11 protein-coding genes are annotated in these 13,362 nt (G+C 72.5%); 5 read left to right on the top strand and 6 right to left on the bottom strand.

The features are described from left to right. Positions 1–184: 184 nt before the first annotated feature. The 4 genes from LCD33_RS26920 to LCD33_RS26905 form a co-directional block, all read right to left on the bottom strand. On the bottom strand, positions 185–2,461 hold the full coding sequence (locus LCD33_RS26920; protein WP_224962366.1) for a polymer-forming cytoskeletal protein: 2,277 nt from the start codon (positions 2,459–2,461) through the stop codon (positions 185–187). Positions 2,462–2,789: 328 nt separating this feature from the next. Next, positions 2,790–3,548 (bottom strand): amino acid ABC transporter ATP-binding protein, encoded by a 759-nt coding sequence (locus tag LCD33_RS26915; protein ID WP_304612923.1) that lies wholly within the window; start codon positions 3,546–3,548, stop codon positions 2,790–2,792. Positions 3,549–3,579: 31 nt separating this feature from the next. Further along, on the bottom strand, positions 3,580–4,407 hold the full coding sequence (locus tag LCD33_RS26910) for an amino acid ABC transporter permease (protein ID WP_224968457.1): 828 nt from the start codon (positions 4,405–4,407) through the stop codon (positions 3,580–3,582). Positions 4,408–4,532: 125 nt separating this feature from the next. After that, positions 4,533–5,339, bottom strand: coding sequence for an ABC transporter substrate-binding protein (locus LCD33_RS26905; protein ID WP_224962362.1), 807 nt, complete (start codon positions 5,337–5,339; stop codon positions 4,533–4,535). 461 nt (positions 5,340–5,800) lie between these two features. On the opposite strand from LCD33_RS26905, the gene LCD33_RS26900 reads away from it, so the two are divergent. Both LCD33_RS26900 and LCD33_RS26895 read left to right on the top strand, forming a co-directional pair. Continuing rightward, on the top strand, positions 5,801–6,646 hold the full coding sequence (locus LCD33_RS26900; protein WP_224962360.1) for an endonuclease/exonuclease/phosphatase family protein: 846 nt from the start codon (positions 5,801–5,803) through the stop codon (positions 6,644–6,646). Positions 6,647–6,737: 91 nt separating this feature from the next. Then, positions 6,738–6,917: a PspC domain-containing protein gene (locus tag LCD33_RS26895; protein ID WP_224962358.1), complete on the top strand. Its 180-nt coding sequence runs from the start codon at positions 6,738–6,740 to the stop codon at positions 6,915–6,917. Positions 6,918–6,962: 45 nt separating this feature from the next. Here LCD33_RS26895 and LCD33_RS26890 read toward each other — a convergent pair whose 3' ends face one another. Continuing rightward, on the bottom strand, positions 6,963–8,390 hold the full coding sequence (locus LCD33_RS26890; RefSeq protein WP_224962356.1) for a M20/M25/M40 family metallo-hydrolase: 1,428 nt from the start codon (positions 8,388–8,390) through the stop codon (positions 6,963–6,965). Between the two features lie 55 nt (positions 8,391–8,445). After that, positions 8,446–9,123, bottom strand: a complete 678-nt coding sequence (locus LCD33_RS26885) for a GPP34 family phosphoprotein (protein WP_224978416.1) — start codon at positions 9,121–9,123, stop codon at positions 8,446–8,448. A 380-nt stretch (positions 9,124–9,503) separates the two neighbouring features. On the opposite strand from LCD33_RS26885, the gene pdhA reads away from it, so the two are divergent. From pdhA to LCD33_RS26870, 3 genes are read left to right on the top strand one after another with little or no spacing between them, the layout of a single operon-like run. Beyond that, positions 9,504–10,736 (top strand): pyruvate dehydrogenase (acetyl-transferring) E1 component subunit alpha, encoded by a 1,233-nt coding sequence (pdhA, locus tag LCD33_RS26880; protein WP_374108148.1) that lies wholly within the window; start codon positions 9,504–9,506, stop codon positions 10,734–10,736. After that, positions 10,736–11,770: an alpha-ketoacid dehydrogenase subunit beta gene (locus LCD33_RS26875; protein ID WP_224962353.1), complete on the top strand. Its 1,035-nt coding sequence runs from the start codon at positions 10,736–10,738 to the stop codon at positions 11,768–11,770. The genes pdhA and LCD33_RS26875 overlap by 1 nt, the downstream gene beginning before the upstream one ends. Before the next feature lie 11 nt (positions 11,771–11,781). Then, the gene (locus LCD33_RS26870) at positions 11,782–13,218 is read left to right on the top strand and encodes a dihydrolipoamide acetyltransferase family protein (RefSeq protein WP_224978415.1); all 1,437 of its coding nucleotides are present in this window, start codon (positions 11,782–11,784) and stop codon (positions 13,216–13,218) included. The last annotated feature ends 144 nt before the right edge of the window (positions 13,219–13,362 follow it).

Here is a 13,362-nt window from a genome sequence, read left to right as displayed (position 1 = left end):
GCCACCCAGAACTCCCCAACGCCCTGACCGCCAGGTCTTGCCCTTCCTGTCAGCGGCGAAGCCGCTGAGCAGCGACCACCTGATCACCCGGACCACCCGCGGGTTCTCAGCGTCCTCGCGAGGAGGACGCTGAGGTTCCGCCACCCGACCCCCAGAGCAACCGAACCCCGGAAAACCGAAAAACTCAGCGCTCCTCGCGGCGGAGCGCCCGGGTGATGCCCGCGGCCACCGTCGTGGCCAGCACCCAGCCGACCGCGATGAGCACCACGGTGATCCACTGCGAATGGCCCTCGGCCCGCCACATCACGTCGTGCCCGAGGTTGATGATCGGCACCAGCTGGTCGACGGTGTACAGGAACGGGTTCCACACCGGGTCGTCGTCGGCGTTGATCGGCTTCAGCTCGTGCTGGCTGAACCACGCCGAGCCCGCCGCGGCGAACGCGAGCAGCCACAGCAGCGCGCGCAGCGGCCGGTACCCGTAGGCGACGGTGCTGCGCTGCAGCAGGCTCCACAACCGCACGGGTGGTCGCAGCAGCAGCGGGGACGCCCCGGCCAGCGCCTGGTACCGGCGGCGCTGCTTCTCGATGAGCACCGTGACCGCGTGTTCCTCGTTGCCGTTGTTGCGGAACACGGTGGCGAGCTGGTCGTACGGCCCCGGCTGGTAGCGCCCGGAGGTGGCGCGCAGCCACGCGAGCCGCTCCCGGACCCGCGCCCCGTCGGTCGGTTCGATCGGATGGCTGAGGTTGTAGTAGGTGAAGTCCTCGACGTCGACGCCGCCCTGCGCGTCCCAGGTCTCGGCGTTGTCGGCGAGCAGTTCGCACTGCGCCTGCCGCAGCACCACCCGGCCCTGCGGTGGCGTGGCGGGCAGCAGCGTCAGTTCCTGCGCCACCAGGCCGAAGGCGCCGAACGCGTTGGCGGAGCTGCCGTCGCCGAGCACGCAGCCCCAGAAGTTCGCCTGCCTGCCGATGACGGCCCGCCGCAGCTGCACCTCGCCCTCGGCGCGGAACGGCCGGACGCCTTCCGCGCACACCAGGTCCCGCCCGATGTTCGCGGCCCGCAGGTCCAGCGAGGACTTGTACGCCTTGCGGTGCCGGTGCCAGGCGGGCTTGAGCAGGTGCGCGGCCCGCAGGTCCACGTTGGCGCCGATGTCGGCGCCCTGCAGCTGCAGGGTGCCGGAGATGTCGGCCTCGCGGCAGTCGAAGTTGCTGCCGACCTGGATCCGGTTGGCCTGCAGGGTGTCGGTGCGCGGCCCGACGAGGGTGGCGCCGGTGAGCTGGAAGCTGCCGTGCACCTTCACGTCCACCATGCGCATCTGCCCGCGCAGCACCGCGTGCGCCGCCTCCAGGTTGCCGAGCACCTCGGTGCCGTCGAGGTGCAGCGCGCGCATCGGCTGCTCCACCGAGGCGGCGGCGGAGCGCGACCAGCTCAGGTCGATCTGCGCGCCCGCCATCCGCAGGTCGCCGCCGATCCGGCTGCTGACCATGCGGATGGTGCCGCCGCTGCGGAAGTTCTGGTCCAGCTGCACGTCGCCGCGCACTTCGCCGCGGTCCAGCAGCAACGTGCTGATCGGGTCGTCGTGCTGGGACTCGCCGCGCTTCGGCGGCGCCACCCCGGGTTCGAGCACCGCGTCCCGCAGCCGCAGATCCCCTTCGACGTGCGCGCTGGGCAGGTACAGCAGGCCGGCGACGCTGAACGGTCCGCCGCCGATGGGGTCGACGTCGCCGCGGAAGCTGCCGCCGATCTGGATGCCGTTGGCGTTGATGGCGGTGCGGCCGCGGTTGCGCAGCGCCCCGCCGGAGAAGTTGAGGTTGCCGCCGATCTTCGCGCCCGGGATCCGCACTTCCCCGGCCACCTTGAGCCGCAGCCCGAGCAGCGCCCCGGCGATCTCCAGCCGGTCCGCGTAGATGGCGCGGCCGCCGGGGTTGCGCAGCTCGGAGTCGTTGAGCAGCAGCGAACCGCCGAGCTGCGCGTCGGCGAGGTCCACGATGCCGCCGATGCTGGTGCAGTTGCGCAGCACCGTGTCGTGGCTGGTGCGCAGATTCCGCCCGTTCAGCCCCGGGAAGCGGCAACCCCACAGCACGAGCCCGGCGAGCGTGGCCTGGCGCAGGTCGGGCCGCATGTCGAAGCGGCAGCGCACGAACTCCAGCAGGTACGGCAGTTCCGCCGCGCGCAGGTCCAGCCTGCCGGTGATCACCGCGTCCTCGATGCGCACCACGGGCTGCTGCCCGCCGCGGCGCCAGAACGCGCGCCAGCCCTGCTCGTCGGGCGATTCGACGAGCTTGCGGGTGAGGTACTCGCCGCGGATCTCCCGTTCCGGGTCGAACATGTCGGCGTGCACGTCGAGCGGGACGACCGGGCCGTCGGGTCTGCGACCCCACGCCCTGCCCTGCCCGAGCAGGTCGTCGAGCCGCTGCTCGGCAGCGGTCGGTGCCCCGATGTTGTCCCACGGCCTGTTCGGCACGATCCCGCCCCCGACATCGAATCCGGCGAACCCAACGCAGCGTAGTAGATCAACTACCACCGACAGCTCAGACGCGTGAGTTCAGCTTGGGGTTGCGACGGGTTCGACCGACACCGCCGAGGGAGCGGACCGGCACATCGCCGAGCCGCCGCGAAACCACCGAACGTCCGAACAGGACTACTCCGGCGGGGACCGCTGCACCGGGTCGGCGGGATCGTGGCGCGACGACCGCTACGCACCGCAGCCGCGGCGTCCGCACCGTTCCACCGCGCGGGCGGACGGGATCACGACCGGGAAGCCGCGCACTCCGGCGAGGACCGCCGGCGGATCACTCCGCGGGGCGCGCGTGCGTCGGGTTCAGGACGCGGGACAGGAAGGTTCGGGTGCGTTCCTCCGCGGGCGCGCCGATCACCTCGGCGGGCGGCCCCTGCTCGACGACGACGCCGCCGTCCATGAACAGCACCCGGTCGGCGACCTCGCGAGCGAACTGCATCTCGTGCGTCACCACCAGCATCGTCATGCCCTCGTCGGCGAGCCCGCGCATCACGCCCAGCACGTCGCCGACGAGCTCCGGGTCCAATGCGGACGTCGGCTCGTCGAACAGCATCACGTTGGGGTTCATGGACAGGGCCCGGGCGATGGCGACCCGCTGCTGCTGCCCGCCGGAGAGCTGCGCGGGCAGCGCGTCCTCCTTCTCGGCGAGGCCCACCCGGTCCAGGTTCTCCCGCGCCACCCGGTCGGCTTCGGCCCGGCCCCGGCGCAGCACCTTGCGCTGCGCCACGGTGAGGTTCTCCAGCACGGTCAGGTGCGAGAACAGGTTGAAGCCCTGGAACACCATGCCGATGTGCCTGCGCGCGGCGTCGATGTCGGTGTCCGGGTCGGTGACCTCGACCCCGTCCACCGCGATGCGCCCGGCCGTGGGCTCCTCCAGCAGGTTCACGCAGCGCAGCAGGGTGGACTTGCCGGACCCGGACGGCCCGATCACGCACACCACCTCGCCGCGGTCCACGGTCAGGTCGATGCCGCGCAGCACCTGCAGCGGGCCGAACGCCTTGTCCAGCCCGGAAACCTCGATCATCGCGCTCATCCGGCGCCCCTCACTGCCTCGTCGTGGTCCGTCACTTGCCGCGGGCGGTCCGGCCGCCGCCGTAGCGGCGCTCCAACCGGTTCGACAGCCGCGACAGCGGAATCGTGATGATCAGGTAGCAGAGCCCGGCGAGCAGGATCGGCGTCAGCGACTGGTACTGGGTGAGCGCGCCGCGCCCGAACTTCGACAGCTCGTACTGGTCCGCCGACAGGCCCAGCAGGTAGATCAGCGAGGAGTCCTTGGTGAGCAGGATCAGCTCGTTCGTCAACGGCGGCAGGATGATCCGGAACGCCTGCGGCATCACGACGGTCACCATGGTGCGCGCCGGGGACATGCCCAGCGAACGCGCCGCCTCCACCTGGCCCTTCGGCACCGCCTGCACCCCGGCGCGGATCGTCTCCGCCATGTACGCGGCGCCGACCAGCCCGAGGCTCAGCATCACCGTCGAGTAGATGTCGAAGACCAGCTGGAACGCGATCGGCACCCCGTAGCCGAGGGCGATGAACACCAGCAGCGCGGGCACCCCGCGGAAGAACTCGACGTAGGCGGTGGCGATCCACCGGTACGGCGCCACCGAGGACAGCCGCGTCAGCGCCAGCACCACGCCGAGCGCCAGACCGAACGCGAAGCCCAGCGCGGTGTAGACGATGGTGTTGACCAGCGCCGTGGTGATGATCCCCGGGAACTGGGCGACGGCCACGTCCACGTTGAAGAACGCGTCGGCGATCTTGCCCCAGTCGGCGAGCAGCGCGATCAGCACGATCGCGACCGCGAGGACGGCGTACTGCGCGCCGCGGACCACGCGGGCGCGCTGCCGCTTGCTCGACCGCGGTTTCGCGGTCGTGTCGGTTGCTGCCATTCCTCAGACTCTCCCCGGGCGGTTTCCTCGGCGCTGGGCTGGTGGTGGCGTGCGGCGGGCCGAGTCGGCGCCGCGCAGCAGGCGGGGCCGGGGCCTGCGCGGCTCCCGGCCCCGGGCCGGGGACGTCACGGCTGGTCCGGGTTCTTGCCGAACCACTTCTCGTAGATCCGGTCGTACTCGCCGGATTCCCGCGCCTTGCGCAGCGAGTCGTTGACCTTCTGGACGAGCTGGGCGTTGCCGCGCTGGACGGCGACGCCGTAGACCTCGCCGGTGCTGTACTCGGCGGTGACCTTCGTGTCCGGGTTCTTCTTGGCGAAGTCGAGCATCACGCCGTTGTCGTTGATGCCCGCGTCGACCTTCCCGCTCTGCACCGCGTTCTGCAGCAGCCCCAGGTCCTCGTACTGGACGATCTCGTACCCGTGCTCGGCCTCGTGCTCCTCGGCGTAGTCCTCACCGGTGGTGCCGAGGTGCACGCCGAGCTTCTTGCCGCGCAGCGCGGCCATGTCCGGGTAGGGGTGCTCGGCGCTGACCAGCAGCGCCTGCTTCGCGTCGAAGTACGGGTCGGAGAAGTCCATGTTCTGCTGCCGCGCGTCGGTGATCGTGATCGCGGCGGCGGCGACGTCGCACTTGCGGGTGTTGAGGGCTTCGCCGGACTGGATGCCTTCGAAGGGCGTGTCGAAGAACTTCTGCTCCAGGCCGAGGTCGCGGGCGACGAGGTCGACGAGCTCGACGTCGAAGCCGGTGGTCTTGCCGCCCTCGTCGAACTGGAACGGCGGGTACGGCAGCTGGGTGCAGGTGGTGAGCTTGCCGGGCTCCACGAAGCGGAGCTCCCCGTCGGCACCGGTGGGCGCGATGGACTGCGCGCAGCCCGCCGCGGTCAGCACCAGCGCGGGCAGCAGGGCCAGGGCTCTCCAGGTGGTCCGACGCGCCACGATGTCACTCCTAGTAGGTGAGTACGCGAGTGCTGAGATGGTGCCACCCGAACGGGGTCAAGTCTCGGCTCTCGATGTTGCGAAGCTGTCAAATTTTTCCGCGCCGGCCACCGGACCCCGCGAGGTCCGCACCACCGAGCCGTCCGACCTCGCGAGCACCATCCCTGACGGGCGGTTCTTGCCGGTCGAGCCGAGCCGGGGCTCAGTTTCATGTGCTGGACGCCCCTGGTCAACAGGGAATTCACCATCGGATCTTTCCCGGGATGTGAGAGAAATCTTGTTGCCCCGGCAAGCGTGGACCGTTCGCCGGAGATCGTTGCGCCGGTCGCCACCCATCACGGACGGTGTTCGCCACCCGCCATCGGTGGGACGTCGGCAGCGGTTGCCGGACTACCCCACGTTCGGCCCCTGCCGCCGTTCGCCGAGCTTCGGCACACTCCGCCGCCGAGGAGGCGATGCCGATGACCGACGACCGGACGCCCTGCCCCCGATCCACCACCCCGCCGGCCGCGCGGCGACTCGCGATGGCGGGCGCGCTGCTGGCCTGCGCCGGGTTCGCGCTGCCCGCGCTCACCGGGTCCACCGCCGCGGCCCGGCCAGGGCCGGAACGACCCGCACCGGAAAGAGTCGCGCCCGGCGGCGCACCGCTGGACGTGCTCCAGCTCAACCTCTGCCACCGCGACGCCGACGGCTGCGCCGCGCACGACGACACCGCGGTGCGCTCCGGGATCGCCGCGATCCGGCAGCGCGGACCGGACGTGGTCACGCTCAACGAGGTGTGCGCGCACGACATCACCACGATGTCCCGCGACACCGGCTACCGCGCCGAGTTCGCCCCCGAGCTGACCGGGGACGCACCGGTGCGCTGCGCCGACGGCCGCGGCGACCACGGGGTCGCCGTGCTGACCCACCGCGACCTGGGTGCGTCCGACGGCGCGGTCGTGGAGCGCGGCTTCGCGGCGCAGGACGCCGGCCCGACCCGGCGGGTGCTGCTGTGCGTCCCGTTCCCCGCGCTGTCCGCCTGCACCGCGCAGCTGTCCCCCGCGGATCCGGCGGTCGCCCGGCGGCAGTGCGCCGAGCTGGTGGGTGCCGCGACGGGCACCGGCCGACCGGCCGTGGTCGGCGGCGACCTCAACCTGACCGCGGAGGCGGACGTGCGCGGCTGCCTGCCCGCGAACTGGTCGCACGCCGGGGACGGCGCGGTGCAGCACGTGCTCGCCGACACCGGGTTCACGTTCGTGCGCAGCGAGAACCTGCCGGTGGACGGGTCCTCGCACCCGGGGCTGCTGGCCGAGCTGACCGGCTGAGCGGGGATCTCCGGGATTCCCCTGAGGCGGGCGTCCCGGAGATCGGGCACCCTGGGGTGAAGATCGCGAACTTTCCAGGAGGAATCAGTCGATGAACCTGTCCCGTCCCCAGCACGACAAGTGGATCGCCGGCGTGTGCGCCGGTCTCGCCGAACGCTTCGGCCTCGGCAAGGGACTGGTGCGCTTCCTGTTCATCCTGTCCTGCCTGCTGCCCGGCACGCAGGTCATCGTCTACATCGTCCTGTGGATCCTGATGCCGAAGAGCAGCTGACCCGGGGGCCCGCCCGCGCCACCGGGCCGGGCGGGCGCACCAGGATCAGCGGCGGGCGTGCGCGTCCAGCGCGTACGCGATCGCCGTGGTGATCTTCGCGGCGAACTCCAGGTGCAGCGACTCGTCCGGCACGTGCGCGTTGCTGCCCGGTCCGAGCGCCCCCGTGACCACGAACTGCGCGTCCGGGTAGGCGCCCTGCAGCAGCCCCATCAGCGGGATCGAGCCGCCCAGGCCCATCGTCGCCCACGGCGCGCCGAACACGTCCTCGCTCACCGCGTCCAACGCGGTCTCCAGCCACGGCTCGGTGTCCGGCGCGTTCCAGCCCGCCGCGCCGTCCGACAGCGGGAACGTCACCTCCGCGCCGTAGGGCACGTCCGTCGACAGCGCCGCGCGCAACGCGGCCAGCGCCACCTCCGGGTCGGTCGTCGGCGGGGTGCGCACGCTCAGCGCCAGCGTCGTCTGCGGCCGCAGCACGTTGCCCGCGTCCGGCAGCGAGGGCAGGCCCTCCGCGCCGATCACCGAGACGGTGGGGCGCCAGGTGTTGTTCAGCGCCAGCTCCACCTCGTCCTCGGAAACCCAGCGCATGCCCTCCCGCGCAGGCACCGAATCGCGGATCAGGCCGGGCGCCGCCTCCACCGCGGCCCGCGCCTGCGCCACCCGGTTCGCCGGGATCTCCGCGTTCAGCTCCGGCAGCAGCACCTCGCCGGTCGCCGAGTCCTCGATCCGGTCCAGCAGGGCGCGCAGCACGCGGAACGAGCTCGGCACGATGCCGCTGGCCGTGCCCGAGTGCTGACCGCCGTCGAGCACCCGCACCTGCACGCCCACCCGCACGTCCCCGCGCAGCGAGGTCGTCAGCCACATCCGCTCGTAGTCGGCCGCGCCCGAGTCCAAGCACACCACCAGCGACACGGCACCGAGCCGGTCCGCGAGGTGCTCCAGGTAGGCGGCCATGTCGGGGCTGCCGGACTCCTCGCCGGTCTCCAGCAGCAGCACGCAGCGCGCGTGCGCGCCGCCGTGCGCGCGGATCGCCTCGATCGCGGTGATCGCGGCGTACGGGGCGTAGCCGTCGTCGACGCTGCCGCGCCCGTAGAGCCTGCCGTCGCGCACCACCGGCGTCCACGGGTCCAGGCCCTCCGACCAGCCGCCGACCGGCGGCTGCTTGTCCAGGTGGCCGTAGAGCAGCACGGTGTCCTGCGAACCCGACTCCGGCACCGGCTCGGTCGCCGGGACGTCGACCAGCAGCAGCGGGGTGCGCTCCGGCAGCCGCACCACGTCCAGCCGCACGCCGGGGATCTCCCGGGCGGTGATCCACTCCCGCACGTGCGCGATGGCCGCGTCCAGCTGACCGGCCGACTCCCACTCCGCGTCGTAGGCCGGCGAGACCGCCGGGATCCGGACGAGTTCGGAGAGGCTCGGCAGGACGGAGTCCTGCCACGCCTGTTCAACGGCGGTGCGCACGGCGGAACGATCCATGCCGCCGATCGTATGCCCGGGCCGGAGCGGCCGGTCCGCGCCGGGGGCCCGGCGGTCAGACTCCGCCCGCGCCAGCCCCGGCGGCCGCGGCGCCCGAGGTCACCGCGCGCACCGCCGCCACCGCGGCCAGCGCGCGCCGCGCCGCCGCCCCGGCCCCGTCGCCGCGCGCCACCGCCGCCCGCACCGCCAGCTCGGCGGGGCCGCCGCCCAGCGCCGCGCCGATGCCCGCAGCGTGCACCAGCCCGCACCGCACGGCCCGCCGCCCGTCCGCCCGCAGCTCCCCGCGCGCCACCGCGCGCACCTGCTCGACCAGCTCCCGCCGCGCCGGGCCGACCGGGAAGTGCAGGTCGTCCGGGATGAACCCGAGCAGCTTGCGCGGCTCCCGCAGCAGCATCCCGCGGCGTTCGAGCAGCGCGCGGTGCTCCCGGAACCGGCCGATGCGGCGCGGCAGCAGATCGGTCAGCTCCACCGGCCTGCCGCGCGGGCCGGACTTCTTCACCAGCCGCCCCAGCAGCTCGTCCGCCCAGTCCAGCCCGGTGCGGCACGGGTCGAGCACGGCCAGCTTCGTGCCGGTCAGCTCCACCTTCCCGCGCAGCGCGAGCTCGCCCAGCTCGGCGCACCAGGTGAGCAGGTCCGCGGGCTCCGCGCGGTGCCCGCCGTCCGGTCGGTGCAGCAGCAGCACGAGCTCGTCCGGCAGCGTCACCGACGGTGACGGGTCCGGGTCCACGTTCATGCGGCCCAGTGTGCCGTCCGCCCGACCGAGGTTTGGCGTGTTCTCGAAACAGCAGATCACCGGTACTCCGCAGTATCGGTACTGCGACCTTCCCGACAGCGTTAGTCGGAACCCCATTGCTCGGATGACCTGCGATTTTCGCACCGATCAGCGGAAGCTACGGTTCCGTAGGGAACGATCTCCGCGATTTCGCGAGCTGAGATCGTCCCTGTGGCAGGGCTCACTGAATCGGCGGTACGCGTGCCAGGATGGCCAGGAGCGATCCAACCCACCCCGCCCGACCACCCGCACGGCCCCGACCCGGGCCTGCGGAGCGCGAGCGGGGTACCCGGACCACGTCGCCACAAGCGACCGGCCCGGCGCGACACGAGGAGATCCGCATGTCCCCGGAACACTGGACGCGACCAGCCCATCCAGCGAACGAGACCGACGACGTCCGCACCGAGCCCCCTGCCGCTACCGCAGCGAAACCCACACGGGAGCAGGTGATCGCCGGTTTGCGCGCGACGAGCGAGGGCGGAGCTGATCTCGTACAGCTCCTCACCCCGGAAGGCCAGCGGGTATCGCACCCGGACTTCGACATCGACTTCACCGCGGAGCAGCTCCGCGACCTGTACCGGGACATGGTGCTGGTCCGGCGCTTCGACCGGGAGGGCAACGCCCTGCAGCGCCAGGGCCAGCTGGGCATCTGGGTGCCGCTGCTCGGCCAGGAAGCCGCGCAGGTCGGCGCGGGCCGCGCGATGCGCCCCCGCGACATGGCCTTCCCCAGCTACCGCGAGCACGGCGTCGCGTGGTGCCGCGGGCTGGACCCGACCGAGCTGCTCGGCATCTTCCGCGGCACCGACCACGGCAGCTGGGACCCGCTGAGCACCGGGTTCCACCTCTACACGATCGTCATCGGCAACCAGGCGCTCAACGCGACCGGGTACGCGATGGGGCAGAAGTTCGACGGCAAGGTCGGCGACGACGACGGCGAAGCGACCATGGTGTTCTTCGGCGACGGCGCCACCAGCCAGGGCGACGTGCACGAGGCGATGGTGTGGGGCTCGGTGTACGACGCGCCGCTCGTGCTGTTCTGCCAGAACAACCAGTGGGCCATCTCCGAACCGCTGGAGCGCCAGACGCGGGTTCCGCTGTACCGGCGCGCCGAGGGCTACGGCTTCCCCGGCATCCGCGTCGACGGCAACGACGTGCTCGCCAGCCTCGCCGTGTCCCGCTGGGCGCTGGACGAGTGCAGGCACGGCAACGGGCCGGTGCTGATCGAGGCGTTCACCTACCGGATGGACGCGCACACCACCACCGACGACCCGACCCGCTACCGGCTCACCGACGAGCTGGAGGCGTGGAAGCTGAAGGACCCGATCGAACGACTCCGGGTGCACCTGGTGCGCGAGCACGACGCCGGGCAGGACTTCTTCGACGACGTGCAGGCCGAGTCCGACGCGCTCGCCGCCCGGTTCCGCGACTTCTGCTTCGCCATGCCCGAACCCGACCCGTCCCGGATCTTCTCCGAGGTCTACGCCGAGGAGAGCCCGGTCGTGGCCGCGCAGCGCGACGAGCAGCTGCGCTACCTCGACGGGTTCGCCGAGCCCGCGCAGGGAGGTGCCCACTGATGGCCGCACCCGCGATGGAACGGACCGACGTCGGCGACGGCAGCACGGGCCGGTCGGCCGTGCAGACCGTGACGATGGCGAAGAGCCTCAACCTGGCGATGCGCTCGGCGCTGGAATCGGACCCGAAGGTCCTGGTCATGGGGGAGGACGTCGGCAAGCTCGGCGGCGTCTTCCGCGTCACCGACGGGCTGCAGAAGGACTTCGGCGAGCACCGCGTGCTGGACACGCCGCTGGCCGAGTCGGGGATCATCGGCACCGCCGTGGGGCTCGCGATCCGCGGCTACCGGCCGGTGTGCGAGATCCAGTTCGACGGGTTCATCTTCCCCGGCTACGACCAGATCGTCTCGCAGCTGGCGAAGCTGCACTTCCGCAGCCAGGGCAAGGTCAAGATGCCGGTGGTGGTGCGGGTGCCGTTCGGCGGCGGCATCGGTGCGGTCGAGCACCACTCCGAATCGCCGGAATCGCTGTTCGCGCACGTGGCCGGTGTGAAGGTGGTGGCCTGCTCGAACCCGGCGGACGCGTACTGGATGCTGCGGCAGGCCATCGCCTGCGACGACCCGGTGCTGTTCTTCGAGCCGAAGCGGCGCTACTACGAGAAGGCCGAGCTGGACACCGAGGCGCAGCCGCCGCCGCTGTTCACCTCCCGCGTGCTGCGGCGGGGTTCGGCGGCGACGATCGCGACCTACGGGCCCACGGTGCACACCTGCCTGGCCGCGGCGAGCGCCGCCGCCGAGGAGGGCACCGAGCTGGAGGTCGTCGACCTGCGCAGCCTGTCCCCGCTGGACCTGGAGCCGGTGTTCGAGTCGGTGCGCCGCACCGGCCGGCTGGTGCTGGCCAGCGAGGCCCCGGCGGAGTCCTCGGTCACCTCGGAGATCGCCGCGCGGGTGCAGCAGGAGTGCTTCTACTCGCTGGAGGCACCGGTGCTGCGGGTGACGGGCTTCGACGTGCCCTACCCGCCGACGAAGCTGGAGAAGCACTATCTGCCGGACCTCGACCGGGTGCTCGACGCCGTCGACCGCTCGCTGGCCTTCTGAGGGAGTCTGGGATGCCGCAACTCAAGCACTTCCCGCTGCCGGACGTCGGCGAAGGCCTCACCGAAGCCGAGATCCTCGGCTGGAAGGTGCAGCCGGGCGACTCGGTGACGGTCAACCAGGTGTTCGTGGAGATCGAGACGGCGAAGGCCGCGGTCGAGCTGCCCTGCGCCTACGAGGGCAAGGTCGTCGAGCTGCTCGCCGAGCCGGGCCAGACGGTCGAGGTCGGCACGCCGATCATCTCGATCGACGTGGACCCGGACGGCACCGCGCCGAGCGAGCCCGAACCGGACTCGTCCGGGGACTCGTCCGGGGAGTCGTCCGGCGAGGCGAAGACCCTGGTCGGCTACGGGCCGCAGGCGACGAGCTCGAAGCGCCGCCCGCGCAAGGCCGCCGCCGCGGCGGTGCCGGCCGCGGTGTCGGCCGGGACGGCGCAGCAGGCGCTGCAAGGTGCGATGGCGGGGTCGCTCGCATCCCCCGCCGTCCCCGCGCAGGCCACCGCACCCGCCGCGACCGCGCCGCCGCGGCCCGCACCGGAACCGCCCGCGCCCGCCGCGGCCCCGGCGGGTGCGCCCGCACGGGGTTCGGTGCCGCTGGCGAAGCCGCCGGTCCGCAAGCTCGCCAAGGACCTCGGCGTGGACCTGCGGGCGCTCGCCGGCTCGGGCGCGGGCGGGGTGATCACCCGCAAGGACGTGGAGTCCGCGTCGGCCCCGGCCGAACCGGCCGCCGCTCCGGCCTCGGCTCCGGCGGGGGCGCGGGAACACCGGGTGCCGATCAAGGGCGTCCGCAAGGCCACCGCGCAGGCGATGGTGCGGAGCGCGTTCACCGCACCGCACGTCACGGAGTTCCTCACCGTGGACGTGACGCCGATGATGGAGCTGCGGCAGCGGCTGAAGTCGCACCCCGAGTTCCAGGGCGTGAAGCTCACGCCGCTGGCGTTCGCCGCGAAGGCGCTGTGCCTGGCGGTGCGCCGCACTCCGGACGTGAACGCCACCTGGGACGAGCAGGCCGGCGAGATCGTCTACAAGGACTACGTGCACCTGGGCATCGCGGCCGCCACGCCGCGGGGCTTGGTGGTGCCCAACGTCCGGGACGCGGACGGCATGTCGCTGCGGGAGCTCGCGGCGGCGCTGGAAGCGCTGACCACGACCGCGCGGGAGGGCAGGACCACGCCCGCCGAGATGACCGGCGGCACGATCACGATCACCAACGTGGGCGTGTTCGGCGTGGACACCGGAACGCCCATCCTCAACCCGGGGGAGTCGGCGATCCTCGCGTTCGGCGCGATCCGGGACATGCCGTGGGTGGTGGACGGCCAGGTGGTGCCGCGCAAGGTGTGCCAGCTGGCGCTGAGCTTCGACCACCGGGTGGTCGACGGCCAGCAGGGTTCGCAGTTCCTGGCGGACGTCGGCGCGCTGCTGGCCGACCCGGCGACGGCGATCACCTACTGATTCGGCTGCCGATCGGCTGCCGGTCGCGCTGCTGACGACGGCCGGGGGGGCGGGGGCCCCCCCCCCCCCCCACGCCGAGCCCGGGGGTAACCCCCCCCCGCACGGACCAACACAGCGGGGCCGCCCCCCCCCGCGGCGCCGCCC

The sequence above is a fragment of the Saccharopolyspora sp. 7B genome, from assembly GCF_020177435.1.
GTDB lineage: Bacteria > Actinomycetota > Actinomycetes > Mycobacteriales > Pseudonocardiaceae > Saccharopolyspora_C > Saccharopolyspora_C gregorii.
This window is presented reverse-complemented; position numbering and strand designations above follow the sequence as displayed.